The 21,098-nt window shown below is 65.2% G+C and carries 19 protein-coding genes; 13 read left to right on the plus strand and 6 right to left on the minus strand.

Translation table 11 applies throughout. From position 1 onward, the window contains the following. From ABH924_RS07345 to ABH924_RS07370, 6 genes are all read left to right on the plus strand, one after another. The gene (locus ABH924_RS07345) at positions 1-675 is read left to right on the plus strand and encodes a VOC family protein (RefSeq protein ID WP_404497868.1); all 675 of its coding nucleotides are present in this window, start codon (positions 1-3) and stop codon (positions 673-675) included. Between the two features lie 208 nt (positions 676-883). Then, positions 884-1,423 (plus strand): NUDIX hydrolase family protein, encoded by a 540-nt coding sequence (locus tag ABH924_RS07350; protein WP_234754938.1) that lies wholly within the window; start codon positions 884-886, stop codon positions 1,421-1,423. An 89-nt stretch (positions 1,424-1,512) separates the two neighbouring features. Beyond that, positions 1,513-2,634: a DUF6707 family protein gene (locus ABH924_RS07355; protein WP_404497869.1), complete on the plus strand. Its 1,122-nt coding sequence runs from the start codon at positions 1,513-1,515 to the stop codon at positions 2,632-2,634. A gap of 61 nt (positions 2,635-2,695) precedes the next feature. Next, complete coding sequence (locus ABH924_RS07360) at positions 2,696-3,421, plus strand: SRPBCC domain-containing protein (RefSeq protein ID WP_404497870.1); 726 nt, start codon at positions 2,696-2,698, stop codon at positions 3,419-3,421. Positions 3,422-3,550: 129 nt separating this feature from the next. After that, positions 3,551-4,807: a tRNA guanosine(34) transglycosylase Tgt gene (gene tgt / locus ABH924_RS07365; protein ID WP_404497970.1), complete on the plus strand. Its 1,257-nt coding sequence runs from the start codon at positions 3,551-3,553 to the stop codon at positions 4,805-4,807. A gap of 158 nt (positions 4,808-4,965) precedes the next feature. Further along, a complete protein-coding gene (locus ABH924_RS07370) occupies positions 4,966-5,895 on the plus strand; it encodes a hypothetical protein (RefSeq protein ID WP_404497871.1) in 930 nt (309 codons plus the stop codon). A 90-nt stretch (positions 5,896-5,985) separates the two neighbouring features. On the opposite strand, the gene ABH924_RS07375 is transcribed toward ABH924_RS07370, so the two are convergent. The 3 genes from ABH924_RS07375 to ABH924_RS07385 form a co-directional block, all read right to left on the minus strand. Next, positions 5,986-7,512, minus strand: a complete 1,527-nt coding sequence (locus tag ABH924_RS07375) for a DUF6297 family protein (protein WP_404497971.1) — start codon at positions 7,510-7,512, stop codon at positions 5,986-5,988. Positions 7,513-7,514: 2 nt separating this feature from the next. After that, positions 7,515-8,201 (minus strand): ATP-binding cassette domain-containing protein, encoded by a 687-nt coding sequence (locus ABH924_RS07380; protein ID WP_404497872.1) that lies wholly within the window; start codon positions 8,199-8,201, stop codon positions 7,515-7,517. A gap of 180 nt (positions 8,202-8,381) precedes the next feature. Beyond that, positions 8,382-9,083, minus strand: a complete 702-nt coding sequence (locus ABH924_RS07385) for a queuosine precursor transporter (protein WP_404497873.1) — start codon at positions 9,081-9,083, stop codon at positions 8,382-8,384. 329 nt (positions 9,084-9,412) lie between these two features. Between ABH924_RS07385 and ABH924_RS07390 the strand changes: the two genes are divergently transcribed. Genes ABH924_RS07390 through ABH924_RS07400 form a run of 3 tightly spaced genes read left to right on the plus strand, consistent with a single transcriptional unit; the run spans position 9,413 to position 10,954 of the window. Next, positions 9,413-9,778: an iron chaperone gene (locus ABH924_RS07390; protein WP_404497874.1), complete on the plus strand. Its 366-nt coding sequence runs from the start codon at positions 9,413-9,415 to the stop codon at positions 9,776-9,778. Between the two features lie 31 nt (positions 9,779-9,809). Then, on the plus strand, positions 9,810-10,343 hold the full coding sequence (locus ABH924_RS07395; RefSeq protein WP_404497875.1) for a DUF6036 family nucleotidyltransferase: 534 nt from the start codon (positions 9,810-9,812) through the stop codon (positions 10,341-10,343). A 17-nt stretch (positions 10,344-10,360) separates the two neighbouring features. Then, the gene (locus ABH924_RS07400; RefSeq protein WP_404497876.1) at positions 10,361-10,954 is read left to right on the plus strand and encodes a dihydrofolate reductase family protein; all 594 of its coding nucleotides are present in this window, start codon (positions 10,361-10,363) and stop codon (positions 10,952-10,954) included. A 142-nt stretch (positions 10,955-11,096) separates the two neighbouring features. Here the strand turns inward: ABH924_RS07400 and ABH924_RS07405 are convergent, their stop codons facing one another. Continuing rightward, the gene (locus ABH924_RS07405) at positions 11,097-12,608 is read right to left on the minus strand and encodes a helix-turn-helix domain-containing protein (protein WP_404497877.1); all 1,512 of its coding nucleotides are present in this window, start codon (positions 12,606-12,608) and stop codon (positions 11,097-11,099) included. Positions 12,609-12,763: 155 nt separating this feature from the next. On the opposite strand from ABH924_RS07405, the gene aceA reads away from it, so the two are divergent. Together aceA and aceB are read left to right on the plus strand one after the other, a co-directional pair. After that, complete coding sequence (gene aceA / locus ABH924_RS07410; RefSeq protein ID WP_404497878.1) at positions 12,764-14,080, plus strand: isocitrate lyase; 1,317 nt, start codon at positions 12,764-12,766, stop codon at positions 14,078-14,080. Positions 14,081-14,544: 464 nt separating this feature from the next. After that, positions 14,545-16,197: a malate synthase A gene (gene aceB / locus ABH924_RS07415; RefSeq protein WP_404497879.1), complete on the plus strand. Its 1,653-nt coding sequence runs from the start codon at positions 14,545-14,547 to the stop codon at positions 16,195-16,197. A gap of 239 nt (positions 16,198-16,436) precedes the next feature. On the opposite strand, the gene ABH924_RS07420 is transcribed toward aceB, so the two are convergent. Both ABH924_RS07420 and ABH924_RS07425 read right to left on the minus strand, forming a co-directional pair. Next, a complete protein-coding gene (locus ABH924_RS07420; RefSeq protein WP_404497880.1) occupies positions 16,437-17,633 on the minus strand; it encodes a CynX/NimT family MFS transporter in 1,197 nt (398 codons plus the stop codon). A gap of 83 nt (positions 17,634-17,716) precedes the next feature. Continuing rightward, entirely contained in the window at positions 17,717-18,937 is a 1,221-nt protein-coding gene (locus ABH924_RS07425) for an ROK family transcriptional regulator (protein WP_404497881.1), read from the minus strand. A 176-nt stretch (positions 18,938-19,113) separates the two neighbouring features. On the opposite strand from ABH924_RS07425, the gene ABH924_RS07430 reads away from it, so the two are divergent. Both ABH924_RS07430 and ABH924_RS07435 read left to right on the plus strand, forming a co-directional pair. Next, entirely contained in the window at positions 19,114-20,235 is a 1,122-nt protein-coding gene (locus ABH924_RS07430; RefSeq protein WP_404497882.1) for a Gfo/Idh/MocA family protein, read from the plus strand. Then, positions 20,232-21,041 carry a hypothetical protein gene (locus ABH924_RS07435; protein ID WP_404497883.1) on the plus strand — a complete coding sequence of 270 codons (810 nt, stop codon included), beginning with the start codon at positions 20,232-20,234 and terminating at the stop codon, positions 21,039-21,041. The genes ABH924_RS07430 and ABH924_RS07435 overlap by 4 nt, the downstream gene beginning before the upstream one ends. Positions 21,042-21,098: the final 57 nt, after the last annotated feature.

Consider the following 21,098-nt stretch of genomic DNA (forward strand, 5'->3'; position numbering starts at 1 on the left):
ATGCTGCGTGTCCGACCCGTCCAGTTCACGTCCGACGTCGCCGGCTGGAAGCACCTCCTTGTGGCGCTGGGCCTCGTGTGCGTCGAGGACCACGGCGATTGGGTGGAGTTCGACGCCGGCTCCGGCCGGGTGGCCTTGCACCGTGTTTCCCCTGGCTCGCCCGACGACGGCACAACCGTATTCGGCGTTGAGGTCGGAGATCTGGCCGAGTTCGCCCGACGCACCGCTGCGGACGGAACCCGCGCCGAACTGTTCGACGCCGATCGCGGGCAGGCCGTCCGCGTCACCGCCCGGGACGGCTTCACGTTCTTTGCCGATAAGGCAACCAGCCGCACGACCAGCCCGGAAGCGGATCCGGGGCTCGCCGTCGTCGGGACTTGGCTCACGCCTGATCTGCCGGGGCCTGCGCAGGAGTTGCGCAACATCGGCGCACGGCCGCGGCGGGCGGCTGCGGACTTCGCGGATTTCAGCACGAAGAATGGCGGCGTCCTTTTGGTCCGGGAGTCTTCGGCGACGGCTGCGGGAAGCCTGGCTTTCGAGTACGACGGCGACCTCGCAGCTCTGGAAGCCCGGCTCACCGCCGCCGGACTCAGGGCAGCCTTCGCCCTGGCCGGCTCGCTTCTCACGATCCAGGCCCCGCGCGGCGGAACGATCAGCGTGGCCGGGTCCCTCTAACCCGACGCTCGCTCACCAATATCGGTCTTTTCCCCGACGCTCGCTCACCTATACCGGTATTTCCCCCAACGCTCGCTCAGATCATCTGCAGAAGGGACACCGATTTTGGCCACATAAGTGAGCGAGCGTTCCCGGTTTGGGCTCGACGCAATCCTTGCTCTCTGATTCGTGCGGCATGGAACGGCATGGGATGGGGTAGAACTTAACCATGAGTGTTCGTACCCCTGACCCGTACTCCGGCTGGCTTTCCGATGAAGACCTCTTCGAAGCCCGCGGCCGCCTCCCCATGGTTTACGTGGAGGCGGTTCCCGTGCGTCTGGATCCACTCGGATTCGTCAACGAGGTAGGTACCCTGCTGCAGGGCGACGCCGACGGCGCCATGGTCCGTTCGTTCGTGTCCGGCCGCGTGCTATACCGCGAAACCATCCGGGCCGCGCTGTTGCGGCACATGGAAAAGGACCTCGGGCCGCTGGCCTTCCCCCAGTTGCCCGTCAGTCCCGTGCCATTCACGGTGGCCGAGTACTTCCCTGCGCCGTCGCAAACCGGCTTCACGGACGACCGCCAACACGCCGTGTCCCTCGTCTACGTCATCCCCGTGACCGGCGAGTGCGAACCGCGCCAGGACGCCCTTGAGCTGACGTGGATGACTCCGCAGGAAATCCTCAGCGACGACGTCCAGCAGGAATTCAGCGGCGGCCGAGGCAATCTGGTCCGCCAGGCTTTGGCTTTCGCCGGCGTCGGACAGTAGCGGCAGCGCGGGTAGTAGCCACCTCCCCGATTTGCTGGGTGCGTTTTATAGACTGTTGGGCGGACCCCAAGAGAACCAAAGGACTTCCGATGACTCACAGCCCGGCCGACCAGCAGTACCGTGAAAAGCAGGCTGGGGCCCTGCAAATCGGGGACTACTTGTTCCTCCCTGGGGATGGTCCCGCGGAGGAAATCACGCACATCGAGCTCGAACACGACGACTTTGGCGCGCCCGCGCTCATCCTGGTGACCACGCTCGACGGCGGGAAAGTGCGGATCGCGATCGGGTCCAGCGTCCCGGTAGGCGAAGCGGCCGTTTCCGACGACGACGCGCTGCCCACGGAAGATCAGGCCTCGCCGGCGGAGCCGGTTCCCGGCGACGCGCCCGAAGGCGGTACGCCCGACGCCGAGCCCGACGGCGGTACGCCCGGCGACGCGCCCGAAGGCGGTACACCCGACGACGCGCCCGACGGCGGTACGCCCGACGCCGGTGACTCGCCCGCGGAAGCCGTTCCCGCCGTCGTCGTACCTCCTTTGCCTGCGGTGGAACCGACTGTCAGCGGGTCCCTTATGCCCTCGACGGCGCCGGATCCCGCGCAGCTCGCCCTGATCCCTGAACCGACCGACTCCCCCGAGGACGTCGTGGCCGCCGCCGCCGAAGCGCACCCCGGCAGGAACGGCGTCTCGGTACTGAGCGAACGCCTCGTGAAGGGCATCAATACGAAGTCGGGGAGCTGCCTGCGGGATCTGAGCGACCTGGCCCACGATCTTTTCATCGAACTGCGGGATCCGGACCACGCCCTCGCGGTGGCCGATATTCTCAACGTGCTCCCCTACGACGGAAACCGCGACCGGTGGATGTCCGTTGAACGTTCCCTCGCACTTTCCAGCTTCATTTGCCGCGAGCTCGGCCAAACGGAACGCGCGGAAGTCTACGATCAACTCCTTCAAGCGCCGGACACCATCGAGACAGACCCATTCAAGGCCCGGATCGCCGCCAAAGTCCGGCAGCGCGGGCTCAACGAACCGAACCTGTACGACAAGGAAATCTTCCGTTCCATCGACAACGGCAACCGCGATGCCGAGCGCGAATGGCGGCTGCTCCGGCTCGAAACCCTGCTGTTCCTGCGCTCGCACGGCGGCTCGAACACCCTCGGCGTAGGTGAACTCGATCACCGGATCGCGAACGAACTCGAGGCCGTGCGGGCTTAGGCGCTATCGGAGGATTTCGCAAGACCTGTCGCGTTCGCTCCAACGGCGGTAGATTCGGGCCATGACGAACAATCTGAGCGTTGTTGTTAATGCCGACGCGCAGCAAGTTTGGACTTCGCTGCGCGAACCGTCGCTCGTGGCTCAATGGCACGGCTGGGAGGCCGATGAGCTTGGCGACGAAATCAACCAAATCTACTTCAGCACCGCCGTGGTCGAGAATCCCGACCACACAAGCCTCACCGTGAACGGCGGGGATGTTTTCGACCTCACCCCCGTCAGCGGAGGCACCGAGGTCCGCGTAACTCGGGCCGCATTGGACCACGATTCCGAATGGGCCGCGTGGGACGAGGACATCACCCAAGGCTGGCTGACGTTCCTGCACCAGCTCCGATTCGCCCTGGAACGCCATCCACACGGGCACCGGCGTACGCATTTCGTCTCCCTGCCAGGCGGTAGCGGCTCCGGCATCCAGAAACTCGGCCTGGCCGACGTCCCGGCTCCTGGGGAGGAGTACTCGCTCACGCTTCCCACAGGCGAGGCCATTTCCGGCAAGGTCTGGTTCCGGAGCAACCACCAGGTGGGACTCACCGTGCGCAGTTATGCGGAACACGGTGACGGGCTCCTGATTGTGGCTGACCAGCCGGTGATTCCGGAGAAAAGGCCCGACGGCGGCACTATCGTGATCGCTGCGACCTACGACCTGGGTGCCGCCAGCCTGGACTCGATCCGCTCCCACTGGGACGGCTGGAAGGCTGAGAACTACCCCACAGAGGTGCATTCGCACTGACGATTCACGCTCCGGGGCTGGCAGACTGTAACGGTGCCAGCCGATTCTTCCCTACCTCGTTCCGGGTCCAGCTCCGAGTCCGATCCGTCCGTCCTCGCAGCTGCCCGGCAGTCCGCGTTTTCCTTCGAGGTGGGTGCGCGGCTCAGCGAAACGCGCCCGCCGTCGTCGAGCCTTTTGAACGCCGACGGCGACAGCCGCCGGGACGGCGGCAAGCGCGGAGAGTTCCTGGGCCGCACCGGCACCATCACCACACCGCATGGCCAGATCCAGACGCCCGCGTTCATCGCCGTCGGGACCAAAGCCACGGTCAAAGCAGTGCTGCCCGAATCCATGAAGGAGCTCGGCGCGCAGGCTTTGCTGGCCAACGCCTACCACCTTTATCTGCAGCCGGGACCGGAGATTCTGGACGCGGCCGGAGGGCTCGGCGCGTTCATGAACTGGGACGGGCCCACGTTCACGGACTCGGGTGGATTCCAAGTGATGAGCCTCGGTTCGGGGTTCAAGAAGGTCATCGACATGACCTCCGTGGATGCGTCCGGGCCTGACGACGCCGTGGCCCCGGGCAAGGAGCGGCTGGCCCATGTTGACGAGGACGGCGTCTGGTTCAAGTCGCACCTGAACGGGGACCGGCACCGTTTCTCCCCGGAGATCTCCATGCGGGTGCAGCACCAGATCGGCGCCGACATCATGTTCGCCTTCGACGAGCTGACCACCCTGCAGAACTCCCGTGGCTACCAAGAGGAATCCTTGGAGCGCACGCGTCGCTGGGCCGAGCGCTGCGTCGTCGAGCATGAGCGGTTGACAGCTTCCCGGGTGGGCAAACCCTACCAAGCCCTGTTCGGCGTCATCCAGGGGGCGCAGTACGAGGACCTTCGCCGCAAGGCCTGCCGGGACCTTGGCGGCATGCCGTTTGACGGTTTCGGCCTCGGCGGCGCCTTGGAGAAGGAGAACCTCGGCACCATCGTGCGTTGGTGCAACGAGGAACTTCCCGAGAACAAGCCACGCCACCTCCTGGGCATCTCCGAGCCGGACGACATCTTCACAGCCATCGAGAACGGCGCCGACACCTTCGATTGCGTCTCCCCCACCCGAGTGGCCCGCAACTCGGCCTTTTACACTCCGTCCGGTCGGTACAACCTCTCCGGGGCACGCTACAAATCGGATTTCGGACCCCTGCAGGATGGTTGCGATTGCTACACGTGCGCCAACTATTCGCGGGCGTACATCCACCACCTGTACAAGGCCCACGAGATGGTTTCGGCCACGCTCATCTCCATCCACAACGAACGCTTCGTGGTGAAGATGGTGGACGACGCCCGCTTGGCCATCGAATCCGGGGACTTCTTCGAGTTCAAGGCCGAGACCTTGGGCCGGTACTACTCGTAGGTCTCCCGCCGTCTCCCGTCGAGATCGCCGGGCTCGCCGGAACGGTGCCGGGTCGCCGGAGCGGTCGGGCGAACCGGCACCGTTCCGGCGACCCGGCGTTTTCCACATAGCCGACCAAGCGGCTTCCGTGCGCCCAGACGGCCAGCGAGGCTGGATCAATGACGCCTTCTCAGCCGCCTTTGCTCCCGGAAAGGGGGAACCTTTGGCGCACCGATCAACTCCACGCACATGGGTTTAATTCCCGCGCAATCCAGGTCCTGGTGCGTCACGGCAAGCTTGTCCGGCTACGGTACGGATGCTACATCCGGGCCGCGCTCTGGCAGAAGCAATCCGCTTGGCTCCGAAGCACGCAACTGATCTACGCGCATGCGCATGGAACGCTCACGACGTCGGCGGGAGACTTCGTATATAGCCACACTTCGGCGGCGCGACTGCACCGCCTCTTCCTTTGGAATGTCGACGACCTCATCCACATCCTGCTGAGGGTCCGGCCGTCCAGCGAGCGCCTTGGCAAGGACGTCCGCGGTCACACCCGGCCTTTCGACGAGACGGACGTTGTGACAATCGGGAACTTGCGAGTCACGTCTTTGGAGCGGACAGTGGTGGATTGCGCCATGCTACTTAGCTACAAGCAGGCGCTGGTGATCATGGACCATGCACTCAGGCTCGGCGCAGATCGTGCCCAATTGCAGGCAATGGCCGATCCGTTGGATGGCCGACGCGGGGTCAGGAACCTTCGAAAGGCCCTGCTCAACGCTGATCCACGATCCGAGTCGGCGGGCGAAACGTTGTGCCGCGAACTGATCTCGCGGCTGAAGTTGCCGATGCCCGAACCGCAGGTTGAGGTGCAGAGCCGGGCAGGGCGGCATCGGCTCGACTTTGCCTGGCGGGAGGACAAGGTCGCATTGGAATTCGATGGCGAGGTCAAGTACTTCGATTTCAAGCCAACAGCCGAGGTGATTTTCCAAGAGCGGCGCCGGGAGAAGGCCCTTAGCGAAGACGGCTGGCGTTTCGTCCGCGTGGAATGGAAGCACCTGTTTCGCGAGCAGGAATTCAAGAACCGGATACTGAGCGCCCTCCGTCGTTAGCCCCCGCCAAACCAACCCGCCGCCGTCGAGGTCGCCGGAACTCTCCCGCGAGCCGGCACCGTTCCGGCGAGCTCACGCCGCGGAGCCTCCTCAGGGGCGGTCCGCCGTCGTCACGCCGATCACAAGGAGAACCACATTGAGCACGACGGCGGGCACCACCAGCACTTCTGGGGCGTTGAACAGCATGCCCAAAGCCAAAGGCACCAGGGCGAAGAGGCACAGTACGTAGCCCCGGATCCTGGTTCCCAGCATGGCGGGTCCGCTACGTCCAAGCTGCATCAGGTACACCAATTTGGTCAGGTCTTCCTGCTGGCGGAAGGCTCGCCGCAGCATCCCCGCGCCCAAACCGCCGCCCGCCGCCGCGCCCAGGACGAGGAGCTCCACCCGGAAACCGCCCGCCAGCACGAAGAATCCGGCAGCCGCCGTCGTCCACAACCCCATCAGCATGACCGGCAGCGCGACGTGGACCCAACGCGAGGCCGTCCTGGAAATCGGGAGGAGGGCGTCGAGGCTGGGAGCCATGCGTAATTGCCAAAGAGGCCCGGCAGCCGCTGTGGAAGAGAAGATCGCGGCGGCCAGCAGGACGGGAAGCAGGATGATCGGTGAATCGAACGTCCGGACCAGCCCGGTCAAGGGGACGACGGCGAGACCCAGCCCCCAGCGCCACAGCCGGCCGGGTTGTCGGGCGAGCACGGTTGCTTCCGCGTGGAAGAGCGCGCCCGCTGCGGTGCGGGGCGTGCCCGGGAGCTTGATCCGGCTCCGCTTGCCGCCGCTGGAAAGCGAGGCACTGAGCTCCCCGGTGTCCATGAGCGTCAGCGCAGCCTGGACATGTCCCCTCGCGGACCCCGCCTTGAGCAGCGATGTCGTGCGGACGCTGGAGAGCTTGTTGCGCATGCCAAGCGCCGCGGCAACCACGGCGAAAGCAGGGGCGACGGCGAAGATCCAGTTGCCTTGCAGCGTCCCGAACAGCATCGCGCCGAGTGCCGCCGATGCAGTCGCCAACAGCCAGGAGGTTGCCCGGCCTTGCTGCCGGGCGGGCGTCTGCGGCAGGCCCGGCGCTGCCAAGCGCGTCTGGGCGAACGCGGCCAGCACGAGGATAGCCGCGCCGGTCAAGGCCCCTGCCAGGACCCGCCCCGCAAACACCACCGCGTTCGAGCCGCTGATGACTGCCACAGGAATGGTGGTGAGGGCCCCGACGACGGCGGCAGCCCAGACTGCGCGCCGCAAGCCTCGGGCTAGGAGCGGTTCGCGGTCGATAGCAAGCGAGTACCACCAGTGCCGCTGATTCGCTGTGATAGCCAGTGGCCCGAGCCTGCCCGACACCCAATAGGCCGCGAGGCCCAGGAGCCCGAACCCGGCCACCAGACCGTATTCAACCGGGACGACACCGTAGCCGGCCGAAATCAGGTGGCCGCCGAAGCCATGCTCCGCTGCGGCTGTGAGCCCGTTGAGGAGGCCCGTCGCGTAGATCAGGCCGACGCCGAACGTCAGGAACTGGATGTACAGCTCGTTGAGCCTGGAGAGCAAGGACTGGCCGCGCGGGCGAATGACCCTGCGTGTGGCACGCTCGGGGTCGAAGTCCACGAACTCCGGATGCACTACGGCAGCAGTGGACATGCTCACCGGCGAATCCTCGCCACGGCCTCGTCGGTACTAACCACGCGCGCACCGCCGTCGTCGACTATTACCGCCCGCGTACACGCTGCTTGGGCGACGTCCGCGTCGTGCGTGACCATGACGACGGCGGCACTCTTCTTGGCAGTCCGGGCGATCCGCTGCGCGAGCAGGCCGCGCATGCGGGTATCGAGCCGCTGCTCGGGTTCGTCGAGGACCAGCAATTCGAAGGGTCGGATGAACGCCGAGGCCAGGAGGAGCTTGCGGCGCTGTCCCGAGGAAAGCTGATCGGGAAAGGCATCGGCCACCGTTTGGAGTTCGAAGAAATCGATCTCTCCCTCCACAGCAGCCTCGGGGTTGGCGAGGCCATGCCCCCGGGCCACCAAGGAAAGGTGCTCGCGGACCGTGAGTGAATCGAAGTAGGCATCCTCATCCAGCAGCACCGAAACCTTGCTGCGAAAGAGTGCCGAGCGGTCGTCCGGCATCAAGCCAAGAACGTGGGCATCCCCCTCAATGGCGGCCTGGGCGCCAATCATGGTGCGCAGCAGAGTGGATTTGCCGGCACCGTTTTCGCCCACCATCCCGAGCACCTGCCCGGAGAAAACGTCGACGTCGAGCGGCCCGCACACTGCATGGTCGCCATAGCCTGCAACAAGATTCTCGGCCGTGAGCACGGCATTTCCCAGCTTCATCCTCTGAAACTACCGGACTTCCCGGCGGTTCCCCTGAGCCGACAACGCGCGCTCACTTATATGGCATCTCGGGCCGACGCCCGCTCACTTATATGGCGTTTCGGCGCGACGCCCGCTCACATATATGGCATCCCGGGCCGACGCCCGCTCACTTATATGGCATCCCGGGCCGACGCCCGCTCACACCCAGTAGCTAGGCTCGCGCTTCTTGATCCAGCCAATGACCAAGGACGTTACGGGCACGAGGATGTATTGGACACCGACCTTGTACACAAAGCCAACGAGCACGTAATTGACGAAGCTGCCGAAGTCCGTGATGCCAATGACCGAGGCCGCGATGCTGCAGAAGATGAGCGTGTCCACGAATTCGCCCACCCCGGATGAACCCATGAGCCGAGCCCAGAGGGTTCTCTCACCCGAACGGGCTTTCATCTTGACCAGGATCAGGGAGTTGATGGTCTGGCCGGCCAGGAAAGCAAGGAGTGAAGCAAGGACGATTTGGGGAACTGGCCCCAGCGCTCCCTCAATGGCTGCCTGCTTGGCAGTACCGTAGTCGTCATTGAAGCCGGGAAGCGCGATGATGATCCAGTAGCAGAGCGATGCGAATGCTGACAATGCGAACGAGGTGATGATCGCTTTGCGGGCAACCTTGAATCCATAGATCTCGCTCATCACATCGCCAAGAATGTAGGCAAGCGGGAAGAGGAAGAATCCGCCATCAGTGATGATCGGACCGAAGACGACCCCTTTGGCAGCGCCGATGTTGGACAGGATCAGCACGACAGCCATGCATGCCAGCATGATGCCAAAGTACGGGGAGCCTATTGACGCGAAGCGCGGCGCGGGTTTACTCAGGGTCTGGGATTCTGATGCTGACGTCATCGCTTGTCCGTTCGTAGTGGTTCGCGCAGGCGGCCGGAGTTAGCACGGCGCCCCGCTGTATTAGCACTGGTGGTGGACCCGCTTGCAAAACCGCGGAGCCTCCCCCATTCTCGCATCGAGGAATCCAGAATTGTCCGGAAACTCGCCACGGCCTACAACGCTCCATCACGTCAAGTGAGCGGGCGTCCCGCCAAAACCCTACATAAGTGAGCGGGCGTCGGAGTCGCCCCGAACCCGCTCGACCCCCTCTGGCAAGGCGGCGCGGGCTAAGGCAAGCTTGGTCCAGGACCGGCTGCGCGGCGGGACACGGAACGGAGTGAGGAGAGCGCATGGTGGGGCACTTTGACACGGTGGACGAGTACATCGCGTCGCAGCCAGACGAGGTGCAACCCATTCTTCAGGAGATCCGACGGCGGGCACTGGCAGCGGTGCCCGGAGCCGAGGACCGGATCAGTTACGGCATCCCCACGATCACTCTCAACGGCCACTACGTGGTGTACTTCGCGGCCTGGAAGCACCATATTTCCGTCTACCCAGTGCCCGACGGCGACGAGGACTTCGAGCGGGAAATCGCTCCTTTCCGGGCGGCCAAGGGCACGTTGAAATTCCCTCTGGGGAAGCCGATGCCTTACGAACTCATCGAAAAAGTGACGACGCTGCTGGCCGAACGCGAGCGGGAAAGGGGCCGGTACTGACAATCGGGCTGCTCGGGGGTACGGTACAGCCATGCGCCGCGATGAGCTTGAGCACGCCATCCGGGCCGCTACGGATATCATTCACGGCGACCGGGTGATCGTGATCGGCAGCCAGTCAATTCTGGGATCCTTCACGGAGGACCAGCTACCTGCGGCGATCACCATGTCGGATGCCGTCGACATAGCCCCTTTTTCCGACGACGACGCCGGCACGCTTGCGGACAGCATCGATTCCGCGCTTGGTGAGTGGTCGCCGTTCCACAAGGAGTTCGGGTTCTTTGTCCAGGCGGCCGAAAGGGAGACTGCGGTGCTCCCGGAGGACTGGGAGTACCGCCTTATCGGTGTGCGCAATGAGCGGACCCGGAACAGCACCGGGCTTTGCCTGGATCCCTACGATCTCTGCGCGGCGAAGCTCATTGCGGCACGCCCCAAGGACCATGCGTTCGTTCTGGCACTCATCGAGTCATCCCTCATCGACCGCGTCCGGCTCGTGGACAGAATCCGGCTGATCGACCCATCCGAGCCTCGCCGGGATGCGGCTTTGTCCTGGGCCATGTCCGTTTGACGCGAAGGAGCAAGGTAATGACCAAGGTAGTGGCGTTCATGTCGATGTCCCTGGACGGATACGTGGCGGATTTCGCGGACGGAGTCGACGAAGTCTTCGACTGGTACTTCGCGGGCGACGTCGACGTCCCGACCTTCAACCCGGGCTTCACATTCCATGTTTCCCAAGCCAGCGCCGAACATCTACGTGCCTTGATGGGCGAGGTAGGTGCGATGCTCACCGGGCGACGGACCTCAGACCGCGCCGACGCTTGGGGCGGCCAGCACCCGTTCGGCGTGCCCGCGTACGTCGTGACGCATCGGATGCCCGAGGGGTGGCCCCGCTCCGACTCCGCGGTGCATTTCGTCACCGACGGGCTGGAAAGCGCTGTGGCGCAGGCAAAGGCAGCGGCCGGCAACAAGATCGTCGGCATGCACCGGCCGGACACCATTCGGCAGTGCCTCGACGCCGGCCTGCTCGACGAGATCCGCGTCGACCTGGTTCCGCTGCTGCTCGGATCCGGTATCCGGCTGTTCGATCGCGTTGAGAACGCGCCGGTCACTTTGGGCAACCCGACCGTCGTCGAGGGCGTGGGCGTCACTCACTTGAGCTATCCGGTCCTCAACTCTTAGCCACCTGGCGATGTCGGCGTCACGCTGGACAGGTTTTTGGGTCCGCATCATTAGCCAAGCCGCGGAATTCCGGGGTGGTTCACCCTCCGGGAATCCAAAAAGTTGCGTGGCGTGGCGCGCCCACCAAGCCCCCGCGCAAAAATTACCCCGAGTGCGCCTCCAGGAACGCGTACACCTCGGTCTCGTCGACGCCGGGGAAGGCACCTGGCGGCATGGCGGCCAGCAGGTGCGAGTGGGCGCGGGCGGACGGCCAGGCGTTGCCTGCCCAGGATGAAGCCAACGACGCCGGCGGCCGCTTGCAGCAGTTCGGGTCCGGACACGTCGAAGTAGCCCGCGCCGTCGTCTCCCTCCCGCGGAACCACTTCACGTGCTGGTACGGCACGCCGATACTCAGCGAAAACTCCCCCGCCGCCGAGCGCTCGGTTCGGGCCGTGCACCAATAGGTACCGGAGACGGTGTCGGTGTATTGGCTGTAGGCGCTGAACTTGTCCGGAACATCGAACACGGCCCGCGAAGTCCACGCCTTGCACGCCGGTTGGCCCTCGATGGCGCCGGTATGGTCCTGAGGGAAGGCCACGCCGTCGTTCTCGTAAGCCTTGTAGATGATGCCGCTCTGGTGGGTCTTCTGGAAGTGGGTGGTGATGCCCAGGTGCTTCGTGGCCAGGTTGGTAAAGCGGTGAGCCGCGGTTTCGTAAGAGACGGCAAAGGCGTCCCGGATATCCTCGACCGCGATCTCCTTGGCGGCCTTCGCCTTCTGCAGGAACTCCAGGGTGGCGTGTTCGGGCAGGAGGAGCGCCGCGGCGAAGTAGTTGGTGGCGACGCGCTGCGCCAGGAAATCGCCGTAGTTCTTGGGAGTCTCGTGGCCCAGGACGTAGTGGCCCAGGGCCTGCAGGAGGACCGAGCGGGGATCGTGGTCCTGCCGTTGGCTCTGCGTGAGATAAATTCGGTGATTCTTAAGATCGGTCACCGAACGGGTGGAATGGGGCAGGTCGCCCACGTGGTGAAGCGTGAAACCGAGGTGGTCCGCGATGTCCGCAATGACGTGCTGGCTCAAGGGACCGGAGGTGTACCCGACGCCTTTGAGCACCTTCTGCGCCTCGGCCTCGTACTCCGGAAAATAGTTGCCGCGCTCGCGCATCATGGCACGTAGTTCACCGTTCGCGCGGCGGGCCTCTTCCGGCGTCGCGATTTGCTCATTGAGCCTGCGCTCAAGCTCCTGCAGGAGACCTATCTGCGACTCCAGAACATCGAGCGGAAGCCGCGCGCTGACGCGGATTTTCGGCAAGTTCAGCGACTCGTAGAGGGGCCCTCGCTGGTACCGTTCCAGCTCGATTTCCAGGGCGGCCCGTCGGCTGGGCGGTTCCGCTCCGAGCAACTGGTCGATGCCGACATTCAGGGCCGCAGCGAGCTGCTTCAGCAAGCCCAGTTTGGGTTCCCGCTTGCCGTTCTCAATGAGGCTCAGCTGGCTGGGGGCGGTCCCGACGGCGGCGCTCACGTCGTCGAGGGTCAGCCCGGCCTGCTTGCGCAGATACCGCACGCGGCGGCCGAGGCTGATGACGTCCAGTTCGGCGTCAGGGGCGGGCGACGACGACGGCGGTACTTCGCGGTTCCAGCTCACAGGTGACATTTCTTGAGCATACGCGAAGAAGTGCATTTCTTTCCATGCTTTTTATCTAGCAAGTCCCTTGGAAGTACTGAAAAGTAAGAACTACGGAAACCCCGGCCGACCGGAACTGCAAAGGCGCAGCGAAGATCGGCCGGGGCTACATACACAGCAACACGCCAAAGTAGCGTCAAAGGAGACAGACAATGACCGCAGCATTTGAACCAGAGCAGCCCACCTCCGCTCAGCAGGCCGCCGCACTGGAGCTCGAATGGGCTGCCAACCCGCGTTGGGAAGGCGTCACCCGCGATTACTCGGCCACCGACGTCGTCCGCCTCCGTGGCCGCGTCTCCGAAGAACACACCCTGGCCAGGCGCGGCTCCGAGAAGCTGTGGAAGCAGCTCAGCGAGGAGCACAAGGAAGGCAAGTACACCAACGCCCTCGGTGCGCTGACCGGCAACCAGGCCGTGCAGCAGGTCAAGGCCGGCCTGCGGGCCATCTACCTGTCCGGCTGGCAGGTCGCCGCCGATGCCAACAACTCGGGCCACACCTACCCGGACCAGTCGCTCTACCCGGCCAACTCGGTCCCCACCGTGGTCCGCCGCATCAACAACGCCCTGCTCCGCGCCGACCAGATCGAATTCTCCGAAGGCATCCAGACCGTCGAGGACTGGCTCGTCCCGATCGTCGCCGACGCCGAAGCCGGTTTCGGCGGCCCGCTGAACGCCTACGAACTCATGAAATCCATGATCCAGGCCGGCGCCTCGGGCGTGCACTGGGAGGACCAGCTCGCCTCCGAAAAGAAATGCGGTCACCTCGGCGGAAAGGTGCTCATCCCCACCCAGCAGCACGTCCGGACCCTGAACGCCGCCCGTCTCGCGGCCGACGTCGCGGGCACCCCTTCGGTGATCATCGCCCGCACCGACGCCGAGGCAGCCACCCTGATCACCTCCGACGTCGACGAGCGCGACCAGGAATTCGTCACAGGCGAACGTACCCCGGAGGGCTTCTACAAGGTCCGCAACGGCATCGAACCCTGCATCGCCCGCGCCAAGGCCTACGCCCCGTATTCGGACCTCATCTGGATGGAAACGGGCACCCCGGACCTCGAGCTGGCCCGCAAGTTCGCCGAGTCCGTCAAGGCCGAGTTCCCGGACCAGATGCTCTCCTACAACTGCTCGCCGTCGTTCAACTGGCGCAAGCACCTGGACGACGCCACGATCGCCAAGTTCCAGCGTGAACTCGGTGCCATGGGCTTCACGTTCCAGTTCATCACCCTGGCCGGCTTCCACGCCCTGAACTACTCGATGTTCGACCTCGCCCACGGCTACGCCCGTGAAGGCATGAGCGCCTACGTCGAACTCCAGGAAAAGGAATTCGCCTCCGAGTCCCGCGGCTACACCGCAACCAAGCACCAGCGCGAAGTCGGCACCGGCTACTTCGACGACATTGCAACCGCGCTCAACCCGAACGCATCCACCCTGGCCCTGGTGGGATCCACCGAAGAAGGCCAGTTCCACTAGCCCATTCCGACGGCGGGCGGGCATTCGTTACGAACCGTCCGGCTCACGGACCGGCACCCGCGCAGCCAGCGGTTGGGGGCCGAAAAAGGCAATCCTCCGCGTGCTATTCCCCGTCCCCGTCCTATGGCCTCGCAAAGCTCGGCCGAGGACGGAGACAGGGCCCCTTTTACGCACGCTTCCGGATCACCTTTCCCGGCCGTTCTGCGCTCGGCGACTGGCGTACCAGGCCGGAGGAGCCGGTATCGCGGCAGCCTGCGTAAAAGGGGCCCTGCGTCCCGGTCCGTCCTCGCTCAGCGAGGTCGAAACGGGGACGTGGGGAATAGCAGGCAGAGCGGTGCCGGTCCGAAGGGCCGGACGCAACCACCGCAAGCACCCAGCCAAAGCCACGCACCGAACCCAGCCAAAGCCACGCACCGAACCCAGCACCCGCCGTCGAACATTTGCTTCTCTGAGGAGAGATTGAAATGAACAGCTTCACTGACAATTACACGATCAACGGCATCACGCTGACCGCCCAGCCCATCCACCGGCAGAACGAGGTTCTTACCCCGGATGCCCTCGAGTTCGTGGCAACCCTGCACCGCGCGACGGCGGAGCGCCGCCAGGAGCTGATGCAGGCGCGGCACACCCGCCGCGGCCAGATCGCCAGCGGACAGGATCCGCGGTTCCTTCCGGAGACAGCAGAAATCCGCAACGATCCGAACTGGCGCGTCGCTCCCCCGGCACCCGGCCTGGAAGACCGCCGCGTGGAAATCACCGGACCGGTTGACCGGAAGATGACCATCAATGCGCTGAACTCCGGCGCCAAGGTGTGGCTGGCCGACATGGAAGACTCCTCCACCCCCACCTGGCGCAACGTCATCCAAGGCCAGTTGAACCTCACCGATGCCCTGGAACGCCGGATCGACTTCACCTCCCCGGAGGGCAAAGAGTACAAGCTCCGTGCCGCCGAGGATCTGCCGACCATCGTGGTCCGGCCCCGCGGCTGGCACCTTCCGGAGAAGCACATGCTCATCGACGGGAAGCCCGTTGCCGGCGGCGTGGTTGACTTCGGCTTGTTCTTCTTCCACAACGCACGCCGCCTGCTCGCCCAGGGCAAGGGCCCGTACTTCTACCTGCCCAAGATCGAGAACCGCCTCGAGGCCCGGCTCTGGAACGACATCTTCATCCTCGCCCAGGACCTGCTCGGCATCCCGCAGGGCACCATCCGCGCCACGGTGCTGATCGAGACCATCACCGCGGCGTTCGAGATGGAGGAGATCCTGTACGAGCTGCGCGATCACGCCTCGGGCCTGAACGCCGGCCGCTGGGACTACATCTTCTCCGTGATCAAGAACTTCCGCACCCGCGGCCCCCGCTTCGTGTTGCCGGACCGCGCCCAGGTCTCCATGACCCAGCCGTTCATGCGCTCCTACACCGAGCAGCTGGTCCGGGCCTGCCACCGCCGCGGCGCCATGGCGATCGGCGGCATGGCCGCTGCCGTTCCCAACCGCAAGGACGAGGCCGCCAACACGGCAGCGTTCGAGAAGGTCCGCGCCGACAAGACCCGCGAGGCCGGCGACGGCTTCGACGGTTCCTGGGTCGCGCACCCGGACCTGGTTCCGGTGTGCCGTGAAGTGTTCGACGGCGTACTCGGCGACCGTCCGAACCAACTGGACCGCTCGCGCGAGGATGTCACCCCGGACGACCGTGCCCTGATCGACATCGCCTCCACCGAGGGCACCATCACCGAGACCGGCATCCGAAACAACATCGAGGTGGGCATCCGCTACATCGAGTCCTGGCTGCGCGGCAACGGCGCTGTGGCCATCCACAACCTGATGGAAGACGCGGCAACGGCGGAGATCTCCCGTTCACAGCTGTGGCAATGGATCTACTCCCACGCCATCACCGACACCGGCGAGCTCATCAGCCGCGAATGGGTCACCGAGTTGCTGGACGAAGAGTTCGCACGCCTGGAACGGTTCGACGACGACCGCTTCAACGATGCCCGCAGCATCTTCGAGGAAGTCACCCTCGCCGAGGAGTTCCCCACCTTCCTGACCATCCCGGCCTACGCCCGCTACCTCACCGAAGCCCGCGAAGAAGCGACCAAGGAAGAACTCGTAGCCGCTTAGTCCCCACCGGCTCCCGAACCTCGCTCCGCTCGGCTCGGGTCCCTCGCCGGCGTGGGCCCACCCACCGGCTCGTCGCTGGGCTGTCTGCACTCTTCGCAACAAGTGACCCCGATGGCCGGGGAGGCAGCCCAGCGACGGATCCCCTCCCCACCCAACTGACTCGCAGTTGTTGTCGTTTTGAAGCCTCGTAACGACAACAACTGCGAGTCAGTTGGGTGTGCGACGACGGCGGCGCGCACCTAGCGTTGCCGGGCCACCCAGCGCACCGAGAGGGTGGTGCAGACGCAGAACGCGGCGACTGAGCCGAGGATCACCAGGAGCGGCACGGTCCAACTGCCGGAGATGCTGTGCACGTAGCCGATGATGGTGGGAGCCAAGGCCGCGAAGCAGTAACCCACCCCTTGCACGACGGCGGACATCTTGCCTGCCGAAGCTTGGTCGCGGGCGAACTTGATGATGGCGATGAAGATGACCGTGATGCCACCACCCTGTGCGACTCCGCCCAGGGACGACCAGAGCCACCACCAGCCCGGGGCCAGCAACAAACCCAGGGGCACAGTGAGCCACAAGGCACCCAAGGTGGCCGCCACCGCCGTCGTACTGGCGAAACGGGCGAGAAGCGGCACCCCGAGGCCACCCACAATCGCGAAAATCTGGAAGAGCGACGATCCCGCGCCGGCTTGTGCGGTGCCCATGCCCAGCTCGTCGGCCAGGAAGCTCGGGAGCCACGCGGTCACGCCGTAGTACGAAAACGCCTGACCGGCGAAGCCGAGCGTCAGGCCAACGGTCAGCCAGCCAACACCGGAAGCCTTGCCGCCCCGCGACCCCTCGACGGCCGGCACCGCAGCCGGAACGAACGCGCTGCGGGCGCCGACGGTGGGAATCCAGAACAGGATGGCCGCCAGGGCCAGGAGGGCACTTGCCGCGAGGGCAAGCCGCCAGCCCACGAGTTCGGCGAGCGGGGCAGTGGCCACCGAAGTCAGGAAGGACCCGATATTCAGTGCCGCCGTGTACACACCCATCGCGGTTGCCTGGCGTCGCGGCGCGAAGTCCCGGCGGATGATGAGCGGCACTGCGATGTTGCCGATAGTGATGGCGAGGCCGATGAGGACGGTGCCCACCATGACCGGAACACCGCCGCCGCTGGAGCGGATCACGACGCCGGCCAGCACACCCACAAGCGTGAGCATCACCGCGAATTCGGCGCCGAACCTGCGTCCGGCCATTGAGGCCAGCGGCGCGGCGAGGGAGAAGCAGAGCACGGGAATGCCCGTCAGCAGCCCGAGTTCCACGGGCGAGAATCCAAGATCCCGTTTCAGGGAATCCACCACTGGCGCCACCGCGACGAAGGGTCCCCGCATGTTGAGGGCGATGAGGCCGATGCACGCGAGGATCAGCCAGCCGCGTGGGACCTTGGCGAGGAATTGGCCGGTCATGTGGCGCACTGAAGGGCGGGGAAAGTAGGCATCACCTTCATTGCTATCACGGCATGCCGCGCCGGAACGCCAAAAGTCCCCCGTCAGCCCGTGGCTTGGAGCGTGGCTTCAATCACGGCCGGAGACAAAACGTGCTGGGTGACCATCTGGCTCGCACCGAGGATCGCGGCCTGGTCGCCAGCCATCGAGATGCCGATGCGCAGGTGCGAGGTGGCCAAGGGAAGGGAGCGCCGGTAGACAACTTCGCGGATTCCGGCCACGAGGTGCTCGCCGGCCTCCCCCACGCTGCCGCCGATGACGATTATCGAAGGGTTAAGCAGATTCACTACCGTTGCCAGGACGTCGCCGACGTCGCGTCCGGCCTGCCTAAGCGCCTGGATAGCCTGGAGGTTTCCCTGGGCTACGAGTCGCAGCACGTCGCCGCCGTTGGTAGCCGCCAGGCCTTGGGCTTGCAGCTGGCGCGCGATGGCGGGTCCGGAGGCGAGTGCTTCAAGGCAGCCATAGTTCCCGCAACGGCACAGGACGTCGTCGCCGCGGGGAACCCGGACATGGCCGAGGTCCCCGGCCGTGCCGTTGGCGCCGCGCTGCAGCTCACCGCTGCTGATGATGCCGGCGCCGATGCCCGTGGCGATTTTGATGAAGAGCAGATTGTCGTGGTCCGGCCAATACGCCGTGCGTTCGCCCAGGGCCATGATGTTGACGTCGTTGTCCACCAGGACCGGGACCGGCAGCGAGCGCTGCATGTAACGGACCACGTCGAATCCGTCCCAGCCGGGCATGATCGGCGGTTTGACGGGCCTGCCGGTGTCGTGTTCCACGGGGCCGGGCAGTCCGATGCCGATCCCGGCAAGGTCCTCAAGGTTGCGGCCGGCTTCGGCGAGAAGCTCCCGCCCTGCCGCCACCACCCTGCCGAGCACCACATCGGGACCGTCAGCGACTTCCTGCGCGAGGCGGCGCTCGGCCAGGACTGTTCCACCGAGATCGGTGACCGCGACGATCACGTGCGTCGCTCCGACGTCGACCGCCAAGACAACGCGGGCCGCAGGGTTGAAGGCAAAGCGCGACGGCGGCCTGCCGCCACTGGAGCTCGCCTCACCGGCAGGGCCCACGAGTCCGGAGTTCATGAGGGCGTCGATGCGCGAGGCGACCGTGGAGCGGGCCAGCCCGGTGGTGAGGGCGAGTTCGGCCCGGGTTCGTGCCTGGCCGTCGCGAAGAAGCTGAAACAGATCTCCCGCACGCGAAAGGCTTCCGGCGTCCTGTACGGAGCCGTCCTTGCCGGGCTCTTTTCCGGGTGCTGAGGTCATGCATCAGTGATAGCACGATTGCTTATGCGTGTCACGCAGCAAAAGATTGTCGACTGATTTTCAACTTTTGCTTGCTCATCGTCAAAAGTCGTCGTAGGTTGTTTGTGAGAAGGGTCACGTAGCCCGCAAAGCCACGCTGACACTCAGAGACTCCGTTTACGAAGAGGTAACTGATCTTGTCCAGCCAGTCACAGGCAGCACCTTTAGGATCACCACAGCCCCTCGGCGTCGGCATCCTTGGCGCCGGCCCGGTCACCCAAGCAATCCACCTTCCTTCCCTCGCCCGGCTCCGGAACATCCTGGAAGTCCGCCACATCATGGACGTCGACGCAGCGGTTGCCGAATCGGTCGCAGCCCGCGTTGGCGCCAACTACAGCACCAGCATGGACGCGCTCCTGGGCGATCCCGACGTCGACATTGTGGCCATCTGCAGCCCCCACCAATTCCACGCGGACCAGGTCATCGCCGCATGCCGTGCAGGAAAGAAAGCCGTCCTCTGCGAAAAGCCCTTCGCCATGAGCGGCGAGGAAGCGGCCCGGATTTCCGCGGTCAGCGAGGAAACCGGCGTGCCGATCATCGTAGGCGCCATGCACACGTTCGATCCCGGCTGGCTCGCAGCCGAAGCCAACTGGGGCGATCTCCCCGAGAACGTCCACACCATCCGCTCTTCCATCGTCCTTCCGCCCAATGCCCGCTTCGAAGACTTCGCCACCGAAATCATCACCCGGCCCGCAGGCGGCACCACTGACTACAGCGACGTCGAGGTCATCAAGAACGCCCTCCGCGGCGGAATCATGGGACTCGCCATCCACGACCTTCCGCTCGTGCGCCGCTTTACCCCGGATTTCGAAGACCTGGAAGTGCTGCAGGCACGCCACGTGCGCCCCTTCGGTTACGTGATTTCCCTTCGTTCCGGAAAACAGGGTGCAGGTGACCGGATTATCGAGCTCAGGGCAGCCATGAACAAGACGTGGAAGCCCGAATGGGCCTTCGAAGCGATCTCTGACGACGCGGCCCTTCGCGTGGACTTCACCCCTTCCTACGTGCAGGCGGGTTCCGCCGTCGCAACCATCACCCGCGGCACCACGAGCACAACGTACGGACCGTTCGAGCACAACGGCTATGAAGGCGAATGGCGCGAACTCGCCCAACTGGCCCTCGGAGCCAAGCAACCGCCGTCCGCCGAAAGCCTCATCAATGACCTCACGTTCGCGATAGCCATTGCCGACGCCACAGTCGATGAGGCGGCAGCCGAGCATACCCAGCACGCAAACAGCCATGCAGGAGCCCGCTCATGAGCCCCCAGTACACGGTCACCGCCACCCCGCAGGCCGAAGAGAGCGGCGCCGTGGCACTCGCGGTCGCTTCGCTTCCGGCGAGCTTCGGCCCCGGAAATGACGAGACGCCGGCAGACGCCGCACGGATTTCCGCCCTCGACGGCGCCCCGGGCTGGACCACCGAGGCAATCAAAGCGATCGACGGCGGAGCGTCGGGCATCGTCGTCGTCAATCCTGTTCCGGAAAACACCGCCGCCCTGCTCAACGCCGCTTCAGCCTCCGGCGTCGCGGTGGTCCTGGACCAGCGCTGGGCGTCGAACCCCGGTCTCGCCGGAGCCGAAGACGCTGTCCGCTCGGTAGCCGGACGTGCCGCCATGCTGGACACCGTTGCGACGGCCGCGGCAGGCACGGATCCGGAACGGCTGCTCACCGAGCATCTCGCCGCCGTCGTGCGCGTCACCGGACAACTGGACGCGCTTCGCCTCCTGCGCCGAGGCACGCACGGCTACACGGCTTCCGGGCGGCTCGCCAACGGCGCTCCGGTTTCACTACAAGGCGTGCTGAGCAACTCCCGGCCCGCCGGCGTCGACTTCCGCCTCTACACCGACGACGGCGGTGTCAGCATTGCGGTCCCGGAACCGCTTGCCGCCTGGCCGGCGGAGGTCCGGGCCACCGGACCCCAAGGAGAAATCCTCCTGCCCACGCTTTACGAATCCGCGCACCGCACCACCTGGCGCCGGCTCAAGGAACACCTCGACGCCGGCACTCTCCCCTCCGACCTCGCCGGCTTTGCGCGGCTGACGGAATCCATCGCGCACCTGACATGAACCCGAGCTCCTCAACTACGCAACCAGCACCATCGAGCAAAACAGAGCACCAAGCAA

This window comes from Arthrobacter sp. GAS37 (assembly GCF_044908325.1).
Taxonomy (GTDB): Bacteria; Actinomycetota; Actinomycetes; order Actinomycetales; family Micrococcaceae; genus Arthrobacter; species Arthrobacter ramosus.